This window comes from Streptomyces sp. NBC_01166 (assembly GCF_045039765.1).
Lineage (GTDB): Bacteria > Actinomycetota > Actinomycetes > Streptomycetales > Streptomycetaceae > Streptomyces.
The window spans coordinates 6,553,250-6,572,150 of sequence record NZ_CP108613.1 but is presented as its reverse complement, the minus strand read 5'-3'; the positions used below and the strand labels follow the sequence as shown (position 1 = coordinate 6,572,150).

Genomic DNA, 18,901 nt, shown 5'->3' with positions numbered 1-18,901 from the left:
TCAGCTCGCGGTCTTCGGCGCCGGGCCGACGAAGCGGTAGCGGCCGTTCTCGACCCGGTACAGATACGCGTCCTTGCTCTCGATGAGCCGGTCCTCGTCGAAGGTGTACGTCCGGGAGACTCCCTTGTACGCCGACCTGGCGATGCGCGCCACGAGTGCCGCACGCGCGGGCCGTTCCCTGAAGGCTGTGAGGGCGTCGATGACGAGGCCTGCCGCATCGTAGGCCTCGGCCGCCCAGTGGCCGGGCGCCGAGCCGAAGCTCCTGCGGTGCGCGGCGGCGAACTCCTTCGCGGCGGGCGCGGTCGCGTCGGTGTACGGGGCGGTGAACTCCCATCCCGTGGCGGCGTCGCCCGCGTCCTCGATGAACCCCGGTCCCATGGCCGTGTGCATGGCCATCCGGGGCCCCTCGAACGGGGTCGCCGCGAGCGCGCGTGCGGTGCGGGCGGCTCCGGCCTCGTCACCGGCGTAGAAGAACGCGTCGCTCCTGTTCGCCAGCATGTCGGCGACGACCGGGCCCAGATCCCGCGTGCCGGCCGGGATCACCCTCGGGTAGGCGGTCCCGGTGGTGAGGACAGGAGTCAGCAGGTCGGTCGCGTAGCCGCCGGTGTAGGAGGCCTGTCCCCCGGCGCGGTCGAGCAGCACACCGAGGCGTTCGACGCCGGGCCGGAGCACCAGCCTGTTGACGATCGGCTCGGTCAGGACGGCATAGGACGGGGCGGCCTGGAAGAAGGACTTCCTGGACCGGGGTGCGTAGCCGATCGCCAGGGACGACACCGTGATCAGCGGCAGCATCGCCTCGTCGTAGACGCCCAGGACGGCGCCGGTCTCCGCGTCGCCGGTCGGACCGATGACGGCGAGCACGTCGCGGTCGCGGGCGAACTCCTGGGCCGCCTTCACGGCCCGCCCGGTGTCGCCCCGGTCGTCGAGCGCCTTGACCTGAAGCGTGAAGGGCTTGTCCTTGCGGGAGTTGAAGCGCTCGACCGCGACACGCACCCCGCGTTCCTGGGCCTTCCCCGCCGCCTTCCGGGCCCCGGACAGATCGGCCTGTACGCCGATGGTCCAGGCCCGTTCGCCGGACTTCGCCGCGGCGCCGTCCTCGTCGTCGCTCAGCGCCTCCCAGGCGGCGAAGGCGCCGCCGCCCGCCACGACGACCGCGCCGGCGGCAGCCAGCGAGAGGAACCGGCGTCTGCCCGGGGCCGCGGGCACGGGCTCCTCGGCGATCGTGGGTTCGATGTCGGGCAGGGCGAGCATCTCGGCGGACCGGTCCGCGATCAGCTGCACGACGTCCTCGGGCAGCCACGCGATCGAGCCGTGCGGGGCGTCCTCGGCGATGCGCTCGTCGAGCTCCCGCGCTGTCGGCCGGCCGGCGGGGTCCTTGGCCAGGCAGTCGGCGACCAGGGCGCGCAGTCCGGTGTCGCCGATCCCCGCCAGGTCGGGTTCGTCGTGCACCGTGCGGTACAGCAGGGCGTCCACGGCTCCGCTGCCGAAGGGCGGCCGGCCTGTCGCGGCGTAAGCAAGGAGACAGCCGAGGGAGAAGACGTCGCTCGCGGGCCCGGCGGGCGTACCGCCCCCGGAAGCCTGCTCCGGTGACAGGAAGCCGGGAGTGCCGACGACGAGGCCGGTCGCGGTGAGCGCGGTGGCGTCGCCGGACCGGGCGATGCCGAAGTCGATGAGCCGCGGCCCGTCGACGGCGAGCAGGACGTTGCCGGGTTTGACGTCACGGTGCACGAGTCCCGCCGTGTGTACGGCCGTGAGGGCGCGGGAGAGCAGCCGTCCGAGCACACGCACGCTGCGGGCGGGCAGCGGGCCGCAGCGTGTGACCGCCTCGGAGAGCGAGGGGCCGGGGACGAACGCGGTGGCCAGCCAGGGGCGTTCTTCTTCGGTCCCGGCGCCGGTGACCGCGACGGCCCAGGGGCTGCGCACCTTACGGGCGGCCTCGACCTCGCGGCGGAACCGGGCCCGGAACTCGTCGTCCCCGGCGTACTCCGGGAGGATCACCTTGATGGCGGCGGCAGCTCCCTCGTCCGTGCGGCCGAGGTAGACCACCCCCATGCCGCCCGCGCCGAGGCGTCCGAGCAGCCGGTGCGCGCCGATGCGCGCCGGGTCCGTGGGCCGAAGCTCGTCCATGGGGTGTCCTCAGCTCTGCTTCTCGACGGCGGACCCGATGCGCACCAGCATGGTGGCCAGCCCATGGGCCACCAGGTCGGAGATCTCCTGGCCGGTGCGGCCCTCGGCTCCCTTGCCCGTCGCGGCGACGGTGAACTGGAGGCTCTGCGCCTGCTGCCAGTCGTAGACGTGCGGGCCGCCCAGTTCGGTGCTGGTGAACTCGCCGGTCTCGGTCAGCATGTCCTCCGCCGTGGACTGTCCGCCCTCCCCTCCCGTCAGCACGCCCGAGACCATCGAGCCGATCTTCTCGCCCTCCTGGAGTTGCTGGGTGGGACAGCGCATCGTCTCCTCCAGGGACTCGGCCATCTCCCACTGCGCGTCCTCACGGGTGCGGTGGACGGTGACGACCGCCGAGAGCCGCACGGGCCCCTTCCCCTGTGCGGCGGGGACCTCGAAGGAACGGGACAGCGTGGCGAGGACGTTTCTCGCGGGCTTCTCCTGGTGCCAGACGCAGTCGGCGCCGAGCACCGGCCAGGTGGCCGGACCACTCTCGTACGGACTGCGTCTCACCACACCCGGGCCGAAGCTGTCGGGGTCCGCGATGACCCTGCCGATGAGGTCGAGCGCGGCCTCGCGGTCCCTGGGGAGGCGGGCGGGATCGGCGTCGACGACCGGGGTCGGTGACGCGGTGTCCGGGCCCGGCCCTGCCTTCGCCGAAGGGTTCGCCTTCCCGGCGGACGGAGTGCCGCCGTCCCCGCTCGAACACGCCGCCAGGAACATCAGCGGAGCCAGAACCGGTATGGCGTACCTGTGCAACGACCTTAGGTGTCTCACGAGTTCGTGCCCCCATATCCACGACGCCGCTCGATCATAGGAGCCGCGGACCGCCCCGCACGAGGATCCGGCGGACTGTTGCGCCCGTGCGACAAGCGGGACACGCGCGTGACGGAACGGGCGCCTCTCGCTCAGGGCCGGGGCCAGGGCCGACCGTCGAGGTTCTCGATGTCGCCGTTGAAGCGCTTGAGGTACGCGGCGAAGGCCGCGACCTCGTCGGGCGACCAGTCGGCCATGACCCGCTCCAGGCCCCTGATGTTCGCCGCGCGCTCCGCGTCGAGACCGTCTTCACCCGCACCGGTGATGCGGAACTTGCGGGCGATGCCCCCGTCGGGGTCCGGGATGCGTTCGACCAGACCGGCCCGCAGCATGGCGGCGGTCTGCCGGTTCAGGGTGGAGGCGTCGAGGCCGAAGGCGTCGCTGAGCTGCCCGATGGACATCGGGCCCTCCATACGGATCCGGCTCAGCAGGGTGTACGCGCTGCGGTCGAGGTGTCCGCCGCCGCGCCTCGACCGGGACGCGCCCGGCTGGAGGTGCCGCCCGAGCAGCATCGCCTCGAATTCGATCAAGTGCGTCGGCTTGTCCACGGTCCTTCTCTCGACCGCGTGCGCGGCGCTCGGGGCTCTCTTCAGGGCACATATACCACCCGGCGGACCGCACCATATTTAGGTATGTTGACATAGCTATCTTCCGGTACCTATGCTGTGGTCGTGCCCGACCCCACCGCGCCCGACCAGGACATCGACCACGTAGCCTCCGCGCTCGTGGCGTCCCTGCCTGCGCTGCACCGGGGTCTGGAGCGGCAGGTCGCACGCGATTTCCCGCATCCACGGCTCCCCGACGGCCAGTTGGCGCTGCTGTTCCTCGTCGAGGAGCGCGAAGGGATCACCGTCAGGGATGCGGCCGACGCCCTGCTGATGAAGCCGAACAACGTCAGCGCCCTCGTCTCCCAGCTCACCGACCAGGGACTGCTGGAACGCCGGCAGGACGCGGCCGACAAGCGGGTCGCCCATCTGCACCCGACGGCCACGGCCCGGCAGCGCCTCGCCGAGGCGCGGGGGCTCAAGGAAGCCCATCTGGCCGGGGCGCTGCGCACCCTCACCGAGGGGGAGCTCGACGCTCTCGGTGCCGCCCTGGGCGCACTGACCTCATTGAACCGGGGCCTCCACTCCCCCCTCGGCTGACTCCGCCACCGGGCCCGGCCGTGACCGGGCCCCCCGGCGCGCCCGCGGCGCGCCCGTCGTAGCCGGGGCGCGCCTTCCGCTGCCCCGAAGTCCCTTTTCTCCGTACCGAGTTCCACAGACAAGGCTTCCGCATGTCCTCCACCACCGTGGACACCTCCGCCCTGCCCGAGAGCAGTCCGCCCGACGTGCCCCGCAGCAGGCGTACCAACCCCTGGCTGACTCTGATCGCCGTGGCCATCGGTCTGTTCATGGTCAACCTCGACTCCTCCGTCGTCGCGATCGCCAACCCCGAGATCGGCCGGGACCTCGGCGCGTCCACGGCCGACCTGCAGTGGGTCACCAACGCCTATCTGATCGCCATGGCCGCCCTGCTGATCCTGGGCGGCAAGCTCGGTGACCGTTTCGGGCGGCACACGGTCTACATGACGGGCACCGTCGGCTTCACACTGGCCTCGGTCGCGATCGCCCTCTCCGGTTCGGTCGAGGGCGTCATCACCTTCCGGGCGGTCCAGGGTCTTTTCGCCGCCCTGCTGATCCCCAACACCCTCGGCCTCCTGCGCGCGGTCTTCCCGCCCCAGAAGTTCGGCATGGCCGTGGGCCTGTGGGCCATGGTGGCGTCCTGCTCCACCGCCCTCGGCCCGATCGTCGGCGGACTGCTCATCGAGCACGTCAACTGGGAGTCGGTCTTCTACATCAACGCCCCCATCGGCGTCTTCGCGCTGGCGTTCAGCCTGTTCGTCCTCCCCAGGAGCAAGGACTCCACGGGGAACCACCGCTTCGACGTACCCGGTGTGCTCCTGCTCGCCGTCGGCCTGGTCGCCCTGATCTTCGGCGTCGTCAAGGGGGAGACCTGGGGCTGGACCTCCGGTGGAACGCTGGGGTCGATCGTCGCGGGCCTGGCCGTGCTGGCCGTCTTCTGCTGGTACGAGACGCGCCAGGAGCACCCGCTGCTGCCGATGCGCCTCTTCCGCAACCGTTCACTGACCATCGGCACGATCGTCACCGCCATCAACTTCTTCGTGATGCTCGGTGTCATCTTCTTCGTGATGCTGTACCTGCAGAACGTGCGTGGCTTCACGCCGGTCGAGGCCGGCGTCCGCACGCTGCCGTTCAGCCTGGCCACCGTGGTGGCGGCACCACTCGGCGCCGCGCTGACGCAGCGCTTCGGCCCGCGGGTGACCATGCCGGCCGGCATGGTTCTCCAGGCGGCGGCCTCCCTGTGGATGCTGACCTGGGACGCGGATTCGGCGTTCATGGCGATGTGGCCGCCGTTCCTCGCCATCGGTCTGGGCGTCGGCATGGTGATGTCCGCGTCCTCCGACGCCATCGTGGGCAACGCCCCGCGGAAGGACGGCGGCGTCGCGGGCGGGCTCCAGGCCACCTCGCTGCAGATCGGCGGTGCGCTCGGCACGTCCGTGCTGGTCTCCCTCATCAGCGGCAAGGTGGGTTCGACGCTGACCGGCGAGCTGACCTCCGCCGGTGTCCCGCCCGAGGCGGCGACCGGCTTCGAAGAGGCCAAGGACGCCGTGTCCATGGGTGTTTCGCCGGTCTCCGCCGACATGCCGGCACAGCTGAGGGCAGCCGTGATCGAGGGCAGCGGCAACGCCTTCATGAACGGCATGCACGCCGCGGTGGTCGTCACCGCGGTCCTGTGTGCCGCCGGCGCGCTGCTTGCGGGGTTCGGGATGCGCAGTCGCACCGGGGCCGTGGAGAGCTGAGGCCCCTCCCGCCCGCCCCGGCCGGGTGCGGGAGGCGCAGACACGCGCTTCCCGCACCCGGCCGGGCCGCGTTCAGGACAGCGGTACGAACGCCTTGACGGCCTCGCTCAGCCGCTGGGGCTGGTCCTCGGGGATGAGCGTGAAGCTGTCGGCGATCTCCACGAGTTCGCCCTTGGGCAGCATCTCCGCCAGCCTCCGGCCGTGGGCGAGCGGCATGACCTTGTCCTCCGTCGCCCAGACGACGAGCGCGGGGCGGTCGAACGTGCGCAGCGCCTCCGCCCAGGCCAGGAGCACCTCCGCGGGCGGCACCCCGAGCACGTACGCCCTCAGGTCCCGCCGGATAGCGGCGGAGGTCCACAGCGGCCGGAACCACTCGTCCATCACGTCGTGCGGTACCGGCCTTTTGCTCATCCATCCCCAGGTCAGCGGGAGCCGGCGCATCCGCTTCGACTTCAGCAGGGCGAAGGCGAACCGCAGCCCACCGGGCGCCTTGGCCGCGGCGAGGAGATTGCGGCCGGGCAGTCCGGGAGGAAAGTTGTCGAACGCCTCGCAGGACGTGATCACCAGCCTGCCGATCCGCTGGTCCCGGCCGTCCGCGACGAGGGCCTGCGCCCCGCCCCAGTCGTTCATCACCAGGGTGACGTCCCTCAGGTCCAGCTTCTCCAGGAACTCCGCCACCAGGTGGGCGACCCCGAGCACCGTCAGATCGGCGTCCGGGCGCATCGGCCTGCGGTGGGCTCCCAGCGGCAGCGTGGGCACGACGCACCTGTAGTCGGAACGCAGCCCGTCGACGACGTGGCGCCAGAGCGAGCCGTTCATCGCCACCCCGTGCAGCAGGACCACCACGGGCCCGTCACCACCGGTGTCCTCGTACTCCACCACTCCCGCGGAAAGCGTCACGTCGGTCATACGGTCAACCTAGGGCGTCCTCCGCCTCCGTGGGGCCCAACGGGGCGTCAGGGCTTGATAGCGTCGCCCGCACGACTACGGAAAGCTCCCCGCCGGGGTCGTCGCTCCGCCGGGCCGGGCCGCACCGACAGGGCGGCGAGCGGCGGCCGGTGCGTGTGACGGGGACGCACGTGGCAGGGACGATGAGGGCCTACGCATGAGCCTCCCGCAGTTGCACTACACCTCCGTCGTGTCCGGGGACGGGGTGCCCTCCCCCCGGTTCACCGCCGTGGACCCCGCGATACCCGGGCCGGTGCGCGCGGAGGCCGCGCCGATCCTGGCGTACGACGCTCCGGCGGGCACCCCCGAGCGGCTCCCCGGTGCCGGACTCCGCGCGCTGCCGGTGGCGTTCGGCTTCGCCCTGCTCTCCGACGGCAGCCATCTGCTCAGCCGTACGGTGGCCACGGGCGCGGGCGGGTTCCACGCCCACGCCGTACATCTCCCGCCCGGCACGCCGATACCCGGCCGGGTGCTGCCGGTCGCCGCGTGGGGGGCCGCGGGGTGGCTCTCCGCGACGCCGGACCGCATGCCGCCCGATCCCCTGACCGCCATGCTCACCGCTCACGGCCCTTCGCGTGGGCTCACCCGGGAGGGCCTCGGCGACTTCGCCGTGGCCCGGAGCCCGTGGCTCGCCGCCGTGCTCAGCGATCTGCGCCGGGTGAGCGAGGACCCGTCCGCGCCGCCGGTCGTGCTCGTGGAGCGGCAGAGCGCGGACGTGGCCCGGTGGGTCGCGCTGGCGACCGCCGTGCTGTCTCCGGAGCATGCCGAGCGGCTGACCTTCACCACGTACACCCGGCACCCCGGACTCACCACGCACCAGGTCATCGGGGTCCTCCCCGAGGACGCGCCCGACATCAGCGACCCCCGCTTCCGCGTACACGCCGCCTCAGGTCCGCGCCCTTCCGGGACGGTGGACGACGCGTGGGCGGGGACGGCCGCCCGGATCTGGCGGAGCCGGTCGCCGCAGCTCTTCCGGGAGGCGGCGGAGCTGCCGGGCGAGCCGTTCGCCGCCGGGCCGCTCGCCGTCACCGCGCTGGGTGCCGGCATCGCGCTCGGGTCCGACGAGCGGGCGGCGGCGGCCGACTGGGCGGCCGAGCGGCCCTACGCGCTGGACGAGAAGCGGACCCGCCAGCTGACCGACGCCCTGACCGCCCCGGCCGACGACCGTACGGCCGCGGAGTGCGCGGCGGCGCTCCGGCTGCTGACGGCGCTCGACGGCCGCTGCCCCGCCGCCGTCACCGCGCCGCTGGCCGCGCTGCTGGTGACGGAGGCGGTGCGGGGCGGCGATGTGGACCTGGAGCCGCCCGCGCGCTCGGCGTTCGAGGAGCCCGCGGGGGAGCGGGCACTCGCCGCCCTGGTCGAGGAGCTCGGCGACGAGCTGCTGGCCGAGCTCTCCGCCGCGTCGCCCGTGGGCGTCGCCAGGACCGTGCAGCTGATGCGGATCGCCCGGCTGCTCGGCCTCGACCGCGCGGAGCTGCTCCCCGGCGTGGTGGGCCGACTGGCGAGCGCACTGCTCGACGACCCCGAGGCGGGCGCGTGCCGCGCGCTGCCGGACCTGCTGGACGAGCAGTTCGACGTCCGTACGGCGCTCCTGGGTGAGCTGGACCGGCTCGCCCCGGACCGCCCGGCGGACACGGAACGGCTGCTGATCCGCGTGGCCCTGCCGTTCACCGGGACCCAGACGCTGCCGCATCTGCGGATGTGCGCCGAGGCACCCGGGGCGAAGGCACGGGGCGCCGACCGGGTGGGGGTCCTGCACACGGTGCTGCGCGCGGCGGGCATGTCCCCGTTCGCCGAGCCGCTGGTGCTGCGGACAGCCGTCGGCCTGGTGTGGGGCGAGGACACCCCGACGGCGGGCGAGGCCCGGTCGCTGCTGGGCGAGACCACGTCCGACGCCCACCGGACGGCCGGCACCTGGGCGCACCTGGTCGACGCGGCGCTCGCCGCGCCCGTCGGCGACGAGGACGCCCCCGAGCTCGCCCACGACCTGCTGCGCGGCTTCCCGCAGGAGATCGGCGCCCGGGTACGCGGCTGCCTGATGCTGCTCGACTTCGCGCGCGAAGTGCGCTCGGGAACGGCGGAACCCGGCTGGACGGACCGGGTACGGACGCTGCGCGGCCAGGCCGGACCGGCGGAACCCCCGGCCCTGGGGCACGCCCTGGGCGCCCTGGCCGAGCGGCTGCTCGCTCCGGACCGGCCCGGGGACGAGCTGTACGCGTTCGTGCACAGCGGGGACGAGGACCTGATCGCGGCGTACGGCAGGGCGGCCCGCCGCGAAGCGGTCCTGGCGCTGCTGCGGGCGGATCCCGCGTACGTGGCGGACTGCTTCACCGTATGGAACGCCCACCCGCACGCGGGCGCCGGCTGGACGCGGACCCGGACCGCGCTGCTCGACGAGGTGCTGCGCCCCGCGGTACGCGCCCTGTCCCCCGAGGGGCTCGCGGCCGTGGAGGAGGCCGTGGAACGCGAGGGCAGCAGCCGCACCCTCGAAGCGTTCCGCACCTGGAACCGGCCGCCCCGCTCCCTGGGACGCCTCGGCAGACGCATCGCGGGGCGGGTCCGGAGGGCGTGACGAGGTCGCCGGACGCTCCTGACGGCGGGTACCGTGGGATGTTCTGATCTCGTGTGCCTCCTGGCGGGCTGCGTGACACCCCAGGAGGAGACGGCATGACGACGAACCGCGGACGCAAGGACGTCATCCGGGACCGGATGGCCGCGACCGGCGAGTCGTACAACGTCGCCGCGCGGAACCTCAAGGCGATGAAGGACATGGGCGCCACCCGCGAGGCCCGGCTCGTCCAGCGGTGGCAGCCCGCGGAGTCGCTGGACGTGCCGTGCCCGTGCGGCGGGACGTGTGAGCCGGGCGAGACGTGCGATCACTGCCATGCCCGGCACCGGCACGTGAAGCGTTACCCGGGCAGTGTCACGGACGTCGAGGTCTGGGCGGACCGCTACGAGTGCATGGGCTGCTCGTCGTCGTACACGCTCACCGTCCATCTGGCGGGGCGTCCGTGGGGCGTGGCCGAGACCGTGGTGCAGGGCGGTGCGGCCGAGGAGGTCGTACGGGCCAGGGTGTTCCCCGGGGTGGTGCATCCCTTGCTGCGGGCCGAGGCGGCCGCGGAGTCCGGGTCCGGGTCCGACGAGGACTAGGGTCCTGCCGTCCGGATCGCACCGGACAAGGCTGCGGACGAAGGCGGATCAGGTGGCGGACGGAAGCGACAGCGGTTCACGTGCGCCGGGGGCGACGGCGCCGGCCTCGCTCAGCGCGAGGGCGCGTGAAGCCGTCCTGCAGCGCATCGTCGACCGGCGTTACGCGCAGGGCGCACGCCTCGTCGAGCGGGAGGTCGCCGAGGAGCTCAGCATGTCCCGCGTGCCTGTACGCGAGGCACTGCGCGCGCTGGTCGCCGAAGGTCTGCTGGAGCTGCTCCCCCACAGCGGCGTCCGCGTGCGCCGCCTCGAATACACCGATGTCGAGCACCTGTACGAGGTCTGGGAGCCCCTGGCGGTCCAGGCGTCGCGGCTCGCGGCCCGTGCCGTGACGGCGGGCCGGACCGGAGGGCTGGCCGTTCTCGAAGCCACCCTCCGCCAGGCCGAGTCGGCCGCCGCGTCGGACGAGGGGACGCGCGAGGTGGCCGCCCACACCGCCTTCCACGAGGGCGTCGTGGCGATGTCGGGCAATCCCCTGCTGGCACGCACCATGGAGCAGCTGAGCTGGCAGCTCCGGCTGCTGTTCGGCATGCGCGAGGAGCCCGCCCACATGCGGGCCCAGCACGCGGAGATGTTCCGGCACATCTCCGCCGGCGACGTGGAGGCCGCCGCGGCCTGCACCCTCCTGCATGTGCGCGACAGCCGAGCGGTCGCCCTGCGCTCGCTGTTCGGCGACGCCTGACACCTGGCAAGGGCCTGTCGGCCCGCGGCTTGTATACCAAGCCGAGCTCACACGTGCGCCACGTCGGGGGCGATGGCCTCAAATCCCGCATTCCGGCTGTTCGGCGACATGATCCTTGCCCGTCGCCCGATGCTTGGTATACAAATTCCGTAGCCATCGGCCCCTCTCCCCCAAGGAGCTCTCATGTGCGTCGAAGCCCTCCCCCCACCCTCAGGCAGGCTGACCCGCCGCGGAGTTCTCGCCGGTGCCGCCGCCCTCGCCGGAACCGTGGCCGCGGCGGCTCCCGCGGTGGCCGCCCCCGCGCACCGGGGCGCGGCCTCACCCGCCGCCCGGAGCGCCTCCGGCGGCGCGGCGCGGGGCGGCAGCCTCGTCATCCGGGGCGGCACTCTCCTCGACCCGGCGACCGGCGAGGTCACCGAGAACGCCGTCGTCGTCATCCGCGACGGGACGGTGCGCGCGGCCGGAGCACGCGGCAGCGTCGGTATACCGAGCGGCGCCGAGGTCCTGGACGCGCACGGCCGCTGGGTCCTGCCGGGCCTGGTCGACGCGCACATCCACCTGAGCACGGCCGCCGAGGCCCGTGACGCCGTCCGCCAGGGCGCGACCAGCGCCCGCAGCGGGTCGACGTCGTTCTACCAGGACATCGCCGTTCGCGAACTGGCGCGACACAGCCCCGACCTCGCGCCCCGGCTGACCGCGGCGGGCGTCTTCGTCACCCCGGACCTCGGCGAGACCGTACTCGCCGACCCCGACCTCACGCCGCTCGCCCGGCTCAAGGACGGCGTCCGCTCGGCCGAGGCGCTGCGCCGCGTGGTGGAGGTGAACATCGCGCGGGGCGCGGACGTGATCAAGACGCGTGTCAACGAGCGCGCCGGGCTGCCCGAACAGGACCCGCTCACCCAGGTGTACTCGCACGAGCAGCTCTCGGAGATCGTCGCCGCGGCGCGGCGACGGGGGAAGGGCGTCCTCTGCCACAGCTACAGCGAGCAGGGCTGCCACGACGCCGTCACCGCCGGCATCCGCTCCCTGGAACACGGCGCGTTCGTCGCGGAGCGCACTCTCGACGAAATGCTCCGCAGGGGTACGTACTTCACGCCGACCCTCACCGCCATCGCCGGCCTGGCGCAGTCCCCGGACCCGGTCCTCGCGGAGCGGGGGCGCACCTACCTCCCCGTCCTGGAGCGGGCGGTGCTCGCCGCACACGAACTCGGCGTGCCGCTCGCCGCCGGAACGGATTCGTCCGGCGGCACGGTGCGGCCCATCGGCCGCGAGGTGGAGCTGATGCGCGCGGCCGGGCTGCCCGCACTCGACGCGATCCGCACCGCCACGACGGGCGCGGCCCGCCTTCTGGGGCTGGAACGCACGGTGGGCCGCCTCGCGCGCGGTTTCGCGGGCGACGCGGTCCTCGTGGACGGCGATCCGCTGGCCGACGTCTCCGTACTCACGCAGCCGGTACGGGTGGTCCGGGCGGGCGTCGCGCTCTGACCCGCCCCGGCCCCCGCCCCTCCCCCGTCCCCCGCCGCGTCGATCCGCAGTAGGAGTCCCCATGCAGCCGTCATCGCCCGCCCCCGGCACCTTCTCCCGTCGCACGGTGCTGGCCGGTGCCGCCGCACTCGCCGGCACCACGGCCACGGCGACCGCGGCCGTGGTGGCCCCGGCCGCCCGGGCCGACGCCGCCCCGGTCGAACCGGCCGCCTCCGGTGCCGCACCGGCCGACAGCAGGACCGTCGTCTTCCGCGACGTACGCCTGCACGGGGCTCCGACGACCACGGACCTCGTGGTCGTCGGCGGCCGCGTCTCGCGGGGCCCGGCACCTCGCGGTGCGAAGGTCGTCGACGGTGGCGGCCGGATCGCACTGCCGTCGCTCGTGGACGCGCACATCCACCCCGACAAGACGACCTGGGGCGGGTCCTGGGTGTCACGCCGGCCCGCGAGCGGTATCGCGGACTACGTCGCCCAGGACGTGGACCTGTTCCACAGCCAGCGCCGGACCGTCGCGGAACGCGCGTACGGCCTGATGGCCCACGCCGTCACGCGCGGCACGCGGGCGATGCGCGCCCACGCCGACGTGGCCCCGGCCTACGACCTGGCCGGGGTCGAGGGTCTGTCGGACGCCCGTGAGCGGCTCGGTCACGCCCTGGACGTCCAGATCGTGGCCTTCCCGCAGCACGGTGTCATCCGCACCCCGGGCACGGCGGAACTGCTGGAGGAAGCGGCGCGCACCGGCACCGTCGACATGATCGGCGGTATCGACCCCGGCGGTTTCGACCAGGCCCTGGACGAGCAGCTCGACCTCGTCTTCGGTATCGCCGACCGTCACGGCATCGGCGTGGACATCCACCTGCACGACCGGGGAGCCAAGGGGATCGAGGCGCTGCGCGGCATCATCGACCGGACGCGCGCGCTGTCCCTCACCGGCAAGGTCACCGTGAGCCACGTCTTCTGCCTGCCCGGCCTGGCGGACGGTGAACTCGGCTCCCTCGCCGCCGAACTGGGTGATCTGGACATCGCGCTCACGACGGTGGCGCCGTCCGATTCCCTGGTGCTGCCGATCGCGCGGCTGCGGGAGCACGGGGTACGGGTCGGGCTCGGTTCCGACGGCGTACGCGACTCCTGGAGCCCCTTCGGCAACGCCGACATGCTGCACCGCGCCCATCTGCTCGGATGGGTGACGGACGTGCGCCTGGACGAGGAGCTGGCCGACTGTTACCGCGTCGCGACCCACGGGGGCGCGGACGTCATGGGCCTCGCGCACGCGGACCTCCGGCCCGGGGCCCCGGCCGACTTCGTCCTGGTGCGGGGCGAGTGCCTGCCCCAGGTCGTCGTGGACATGCCCCGACGGGACATGGTCGTGCACGGCGGAGCCGTCGTGGCGCGCGACGGAGAGCTCGTCGGCCGGAGCCGGCCGGAGAAGTAGCACCCCTCCCCCACGGACCCGGATGTGGCGGGCGTCACCCGAAAAGCCTGACCGATCGGTCAGCTCTGACCGATCGGTCAGCTACGGTGACCCCATGCCACGTCCGCCTTCCGCGATGCGTCGTCAGATTCTCGACTCCGCACTGCGTCTCTTCGCCGAGCACGGCTTCAAGGGAACCTCGCTGCACGACATCGCAGTCGAGGCGCACTGCTCCAAGGCATCCCTGCTGTACCACTTCGCCGGCAAGGACGCGATCCTCACCGAGCTGCTGACCCCTCCGGCCGAGGGGCTCTCCGCCATGGGCGAGGAGCTGGCCGCGCTGACCGGCGGTCAGGCCGTCGAATCCGCCGTCACGGGCTACGTCGGCCTCGCCATGCGCTTCCACCTCGAAGTAAAGATCATCTTCGCCGAGCTGCCCGACATGCTCGGCCATCCCGTGCTGGCCGTCATCCCCCGGGCCGTCGACCAGCTCGCGGCCGCGCTGGCCGGCCGTTCGGACGAGCCCCGTGCGCGCGTGACGGCGCAGATGGTGATCGGCGGCGTGGCAGTCACGGTCGCCGCCGGCGTGGATGTCGAACCCGGCACGATGCGTGCCGAACTGGTCCAGGGAGCACTGAGAACCCTCGGGCATCCGACCGGCCGAAGCTGACAGAAGCCGTCCAGACCGAAGAGAAAGACGCCTCCTTCGCATGGCAATACTGCTGTACCGGCTCGGCCGGCTGTCCTTCCGGCGCCGAGGGCGTGTCCTCGCCCTCTGGCTCCTGCTGCTCGCGCTGCTCGGTGGGGGCGCCGCGGCCTTCAGCGGGCCCACCACCAGCAAGTTCTCGATCCCCGGCACCGAGTCCCAGAAGGCCCTGGACTCGCTCGCCCGGGAGTTCCCGCAGGCGGGCGGCGCGACGGGGACCATAGTCGTCGCCGCACCCGAGGGCGGGAAGCTCACGCCCGCGGCTGTGGCTCCCGTGACCGAGGAGGCCTCGGAGGTGCCCGGCGTCCTCGCGGCTGTCGACCCCTTCGTGTCCAAGGCCGTCTCGCAGGACGGCCGTTACGCCCTGATCCAGGTGCAGTTCGAGTCGGGCGCCGACGGCATCACCGACGCACAGCGGGAGGCGTTCACCGAGGCGGGTGCGTCCGTCTCCGGTCTGCGGGTCGAGCACGGCGGCGAGATCATGCGGGGAGTGCCGGAGATCGGTTCGACCGAGATCATCGGTGTAGCCGTCGCCGCCCTCGTCCTGGTCCTCACCTTCGGCTCCCTGGTGGCCGCGGGCATGACCCTGCTGAACGCACTGGTCGGCGTGGCGGCCGGCATGGCGGGGCTGTTCGCACTCAGCAGCACGGTGGAGCTGACCAGCACCGCGCCCATCCTGGCGCTCATGCTGGGCCTGGCGGTCGGCATCGACTACGCCCTGTTCATCACCTCCCGTTACCGCCACTACCTCCTGGAGGGCATGGACGGGGAGGAGGCGGCGGGCCGGGCGGCCGGGACCGCCGGTTCGGCCGTCGTGTTCGCGGGTGCCACCGTCGTCATCGCGCTGGCGGGACTCGCCGTGGCGGGTGTGCCCTTCCTGACGGTCATGGGCCTGGCAGCCGCGGCCACGGTCGCTCTCGCGGTGCTGGTGTCCCTCACACTGCTGCCGGCCGTACTCGGCTTCGCGGGCGCCCGCGTACTGCCCCGCAAGCAGCGGACCCGGGACCGGACACCCGCTCCTGCTCCCGCCGAGGCCGGCTTCGGCTTCCGCTGGGGCCGGATCGTGGCACGGCTGCGTGTGCCCGTCCTCGTCCTCGGGGTGGTGGGGCTCGGCGCTCTCGCCCTGCCCGTGCAGGACATGCGTCTGGCGCTGCCCGACGCGAGCACCGAGGCGGTCGGGTCACCCAACCGCGAGGCGTACGACCTGACGACCGAAGGGTTCGGCGAGGGCTTCAACGGCCGGCTGGTCGCCGTCGTGTCGGGCGACACCGCGCAGGCGACCGGTACGGCGGCCAAGGAGACCGCCGCGCTCATCATGGACACCGACGGGGTGCTGGCCGTCGCCGCCCCGCAGATGAACGAGAAGGGCACCACCGCCCTCCTGGCCGTGATCCCCGAGACCGGTCCGACCGCCGCCGCGACCGAGGACACCGTCAACGAGATCCGTGACCGGGTGGCGGACGTCGGGGGCGCCACCGTCTCGCTGACCGGCGCCACCGCGGTCGGCATCGACGTCTCCGAGAAGCTCGCCGCCGCGCTGCCGGTCTATCTCCTGCTCGTGGTCGGACTGTCCGTCCTGCTGCTGATGCTCGTCTTCCGGTCGATCCTGGTGCCCCTCAAGGCGGCGCTGGGCTTCCTGCTGACCATCGGCGCCACCTTCGGGATCACCGTCGCCATCTTCCAGGAGGGCCACCTGGCCAAGCTGGTCGGCCTCGACACACCCGGGCCGCTGGTCAGCTTCCTGCCCATCCTTCTGATCGGCATCCTCTTCGGGCTGGCCATGGACTACGAGGTCTTCCTGGTCTCGCGTATGCGGGAGGACTTCGTCCACGGCGCCGACGCCCGCGAGTCGGTCATCAGCGGTGTCGGCCACAACGCACGCGTGGTGACGGCCGCAGCAGTGATCATGACGGCCGTGTTCGGCGGATTCGTGTTCATGCCCGACCCGATCATCAAGTCCATCGGGTTCGCCCTGGCGATCGGCGTGCTCGTCGACGCCTTCGTGGTGCGGATGGCCCTCGTACCGGCGGTCATGCACCTTCTGGGACGCGCCGCGTGGTGGCTGCCCCGCCCCGTCGACCGGGTGCTGCCCGACCTCGACATCGAGGGCGAGCGGCTGCAGCGGGAGATCCCGGTGCAGCGGGAGCCGGTCGAGCTCGTGAAGACGTGAGCGCACCGGTGCCCCCGGCCCGAGGGCCGGGGGCACCGGGGGTGCGGCCGCTCAGCTCTCGTCCGGCGCCAGCGTCAGCGAGATCGAGTTGATGCAGTAGCGCTGGTCCGTGGGCGTCGGGTAGCCCTCGCCCTCGAAGACGTGCCCCAGGTGCGAGCCGCAGCGGGCGCAGCGCACCTCGGTGCGGGCCATGCCGAGGGTGTTGTCCTGGAGCAGCTCGACCGCGTCGGTGTCCTTCGGGTCGTAGAAGGACGGCCAGCCGCAGTGCGACTCGAACTTGGTGTCGGAGCGGAACAGCTCCGCACCGCAGGCACGGCAGGAGTAGACGCCCGCCGTCTTGGTGTCGGTGTACTCACCCACGAAGGCGGGCTCGGTGCCGGCCTTGCGCAGCACCGCGTACTCGGCGGGCGTCAGTTCCGCCCGCCATTGCTCGTCCGGCTTCTCGACGTCGTACGACACGGTGGCTCCCTCAGCTCGACAGGTGGTCCAGGATCTGCGGGCCGAGGTCGGTGACATCGCCCGCTCCCATGGTGAGAACCAGATCGCCTGGCTTCGCCATTCCCGCGACGGCCGCGGGGACGGCGGCCTTGTCGTGTACGGCCGTGACATCGGCGCCGGCGGCCTTCGCGGCGTCGATGATCAGTGCGCTCGTGACGCCCGGGAGCGGGTCCTCCCTGGCCGGGTAGATGTCCAGGACCAGCGAGGCGTCCGCGAGCGCGAGGGCCTGGCCCATCTCCGTGCCGAGCTCCTGGGTGCGGGAGAAGAGGTGGGGCTGGAAGACCACCAGGAGGCGGGCATCCGTCGCCGCGCCGCGCATGGCCTCCAGGTCGGCGGTCATCTCCGTGGGGTGGTGGGCGTACGAGTCGATGACCTGGACGCCGGCCGCCTCGCCCTTGAGCTGCAGGCGCCGCTTGACCCCGGTGTACTTGCCGATGGCGGAGGCCAGGTTGTGCGCGGGGATGCCGAGGGCGACACCGGCGGCGAGCGCGGCGACCGCGTTGTGCGCGTAGTGGCGGCCCGGGACGGAGACCGTGAAGGTGAGGTACTTGCCGTTGAGGACGACCGTGACCTCGCTGGTCAGGCCGCGCGGGGTGACCTTGTGCACGCGTACGTCCGCGCCCTCGGACTCGCCGTAGGTGACGACGTTGAGGGAGGAGAGCTCGCGGACCCGACGGGTCAGCTCGACGGCGCCGGGCTGGTCGGCGGCGACGACCAGGGTCCCGCCCGGGACGACCTTGCCGACGAAGGTCTCGAAGGACTCGTAGATCTCGTCCATCGAGGCGTAGTTCGCGTGGTGGTCCAGCTCGACGTTGAGGACGATCGCGACCTCGGGGGCGTACTTCTGGAAGCTCCGGTCGCTCTCGTCGGCCTCGGCGACGAAGATGTCGCCGCTGCCGTGCGTGGCGTTGGTGCCGGGGCCCTCCAGGTCGCCGCCGATGGCGTACGAGGGATCGAGGGCCAGCTCGGAGAGGGCGACGGCGAGCATCGACGTGGTGGTCGTCTTGCCGTGCGTGCCGGCGACCGCGATGGCGCGCAGGCCCTCCATCAGGGAGGCGAGCGCGTCGGAGCGGTGGACGACGGGGATGTCCAGCTCGGCGGCACGGACCAGCTCGGGGTTGTCGGCGCGGATGGCGCTGGAGACGACCACCGAGGTCGCGTCGTCGGCCAGGTGTCCGGCGGCGTGCCCGATGTGGACGGTCGCTCCGAGCGCGCGCAGTGCCTCGGCGGTGGCGGACTCCCTGGCGTCGCTGCCCGCCACCTTCGCGCCGCGCTGGGCGAGGATCTTCGCGATGCCCGACATTCCGGCGCCGCCGATGCCGATGAAGTGCGGCCGTTCCAGGGCGGCAGGAATACCGGGTGCCATACGTGTCTCTCCCGAGCTGTGGGGTGGGTCTGGGTCGGCCCCCAGCCTATTCGCTGTGCGCGAAGAGCTTGAGCACCGGTACGCCGACCTTGTGGCGGGCCCGGGACGCCCAGTCGCGGTGGAAGAACTCCTCGACGTAGTGCGGCGCCGTCAGGACGATCACCTCGTCGGCCCCGGAGTCGTCGACGACGGTCTTCAGCTTGTCCAGGGGGTGGTCCTCGACCACCTGTCCGACGGCGTCCGACCCCGCCTCGCGCAGCTCCCGGAGCGAGAACTCCAGCGCCATCTCGGCGGGCTCCCTGGCCTCCTTCCCCTCCGGCTGCTCCCCTTCACGGACGGCGTCCCGCAGCTCGCCGATCGCCACGTCGTCGATCGCGCGCAGCAGTACGTCGGCCTGGTCACCGCGGGGCTGCATCAGCACGACGAACGAGATCCGCTCCTCGCCGTGGAGGGTCGTGACGAATTCGACGTCCTCGGGGGTGAGCGGCTTCTCGATCATCAAAACGCTTGTGAACACGACAGGCGCCCTTCCGCTTCATCTCGTCGGCCGCAGGGACGGCCGCTGTTGCTGAAACCATCCTTCCCC

General features: G+C 72.7%; 16 protein-coding genes. 9 read left to right on the top strand and 7 right to left on the bottom strand.

The window, feature by feature from the left end:
- The 3 genes from OG379_RS30060 to OG379_RS30050 all read right to left on the bottom strand — a co-directional run bounded on the left by OG379_RS30060 (position 1) and on the right by OG379_RS30050 (position 3,491).
- On the bottom strand, positions 1 to 2,127 hold the full coding sequence (locus tag OG379_RS30060; RefSeq protein ID WP_405666103.1) for a bifunctional serine/threonine-protein kinase/ABC transporter substrate-binding protein: 2,127 nt from the start codon (positions 2,125 to 2,127) through the stop codon (positions 1 to 3).
- Between the two features lie 9 nt (positions 2,128 to 2,136).
- Complete coding sequence (locus OG379_RS30055; protein ID WP_405668702.1) at positions 2,137 to 2,886, bottom strand: hypothetical protein; 750 nt, start codon at positions 2,884 to 2,886, stop codon at positions 2,137 to 2,139.
- Positions 2,887 to 3,071: 185 nt separating this feature from the next.
- A complete protein-coding gene (locus OG379_RS30050; protein ID WP_405668700.1) occupies positions 3,072 to 3,491 on the bottom strand; it encodes a MarR family winged helix-turn-helix transcriptional regulator in 420 nt (139 codons plus the stop codon).
- A 159-nt stretch (positions 3,492 to 3,650) separates the two neighbouring features.
- On the opposite strand from OG379_RS30050, the gene OG379_RS30045 reads away from it, so the two are divergent.
- Positions 3,651 to 4,124 (top strand): MarR family winged helix-turn-helix transcriptional regulator, encoded by a 474-nt coding sequence (locus tag OG379_RS30045; RefSeq protein WP_405666102.1) that lies wholly within the window; start codon positions 3,651 to 3,653, stop codon positions 4,122 to 4,124.
- Between the two features lie 131 nt (positions 4,125 to 4,255).
- Positions 4,256 to 5,842 carry an MFS transporter gene (locus OG379_RS30040; protein WP_405666101.1) on the top strand — a complete coding sequence of 529 codons (1,587 nt, stop codon included), beginning with the start codon at positions 4,256 to 4,258 and terminating at the stop codon, positions 5,840 to 5,842.
- Between the two features lie 72 nt (positions 5,843 to 5,914).
- On the opposite strand, the gene OG379_RS30035 is transcribed toward OG379_RS30040, so the two are convergent.
- Positions 5,915 to 6,751: an alpha/beta fold hydrolase gene (locus tag OG379_RS30035; RefSeq protein ID WP_405666100.1), complete on the bottom strand. Its 837-nt coding sequence runs from the start codon at positions 6,749 to 6,751 to the stop codon at positions 5,915 to 5,917.
- A 196-nt stretch (positions 6,752 to 6,947) separates the two neighbouring features.
- On the opposite strand from OG379_RS30035, the gene OG379_RS30030 reads away from it, so the two are divergent.
- From OG379_RS30030 to OG379_RS30000, 7 genes are all read left to right on the top strand, one after another.
- On the top strand, positions 6,948 to 9,362 hold the full coding sequence (locus OG379_RS30030) for a GTPase-associated protein 1-related protein (protein ID WP_405666099.1): 2,415 nt from the start codon (positions 6,948 to 6,950) through the stop codon (positions 9,360 to 9,362).
- Between the two features lie 95 nt (positions 9,363 to 9,457).
- A complete protein-coding gene (locus tag OG379_RS30025; RefSeq protein WP_362936564.1) occupies positions 9,458 to 9,940 on the top strand; it encodes a hypothetical protein in 483 nt (160 codons plus the stop codon).
- Between the two features lie 52 nt (positions 9,941 to 9,992).
- Entirely contained in the window at positions 9,993 to 10,679 is a 687-nt protein-coding gene (locus OG379_RS30020; protein WP_405666097.1) for a GntR family transcriptional regulator, read from the top strand.
- Positions 10,680 to 10,862: 183 nt separating this feature from the next.
- Positions 10,863 to 12,164 (top strand): amidohydrolase family protein, encoded by a 1,302-nt coding sequence (locus OG379_RS30015; protein WP_405666095.1) that lies wholly within the window; start codon positions 10,863 to 10,865, stop codon positions 12,162 to 12,164.
- 61 nt (positions 12,165 to 12,225) lie between these two features.
- A complete protein-coding gene (locus OG379_RS30010; protein WP_405666093.1) occupies positions 12,226 to 13,596 on the top strand; it encodes an amidohydrolase in 1,371 nt (456 codons plus the stop codon).
- A gap of 94 nt (positions 13,597 to 13,690) precedes the next feature.
- Entirely contained in the window at positions 13,691 to 14,245 is a 555-nt protein-coding gene (locus OG379_RS30005; protein ID WP_405666092.1) for a TetR/AcrR family transcriptional regulator, read from the top strand.
- A gap of 40 nt (positions 14,246 to 14,285) precedes the next feature.
- On the top strand, positions 14,286 to 16,451 hold the full coding sequence (locus tag OG379_RS30000) for an MMPL family transporter (RefSeq protein WP_405666091.1): 2,166 nt from the start codon (positions 14,286 to 14,288) through the stop codon (positions 16,449 to 16,451).
- Positions 16,452 to 16,502: 51 nt separating this feature from the next.
- Here OG379_RS30000 and msrB read toward each other — a convergent pair whose 3' ends face one another.
- The 3 genes from msrB to OG379_RS29985 are packed head-to-tail and all read right to left on the bottom strand — an operon-like array spanning position 16,503 to position 18,814.
- The gene (gene msrB, locus OG379_RS29995; RefSeq protein WP_393764154.1) at positions 16,503 to 16,910 is read right to left on the bottom strand and encodes a peptide-methionine (R)-S-oxide reductase MsrB; all 408 of its coding nucleotides are present in this window, start codon (positions 16,908 to 16,910) and stop codon (positions 16,503 to 16,505) included.
- Positions 16,911 to 16,920: 10 nt separating this feature from the next.
- Complete coding sequence (gene murC, locus OG379_RS29990) at positions 16,921 to 18,315, bottom strand: UDP-N-acetylmuramate--L-alanine ligase (RefSeq protein ID WP_405666090.1); 1,395 nt, start codon at positions 18,313 to 18,315, stop codon at positions 16,921 to 16,923.
- 46 nt (positions 18,316 to 18,361) lie between these two features.
- Positions 18,362 to 18,814, bottom strand: coding sequence for an indole-3-glycerol phosphate synthase (locus tag OG379_RS29985; RefSeq protein WP_405666089.1), 453 nt, complete (start codon positions 18,812 to 18,814; stop codon positions 18,362 to 18,364).
- Positions 18,815 to 18,901 lie beyond the last annotated feature (87 nt).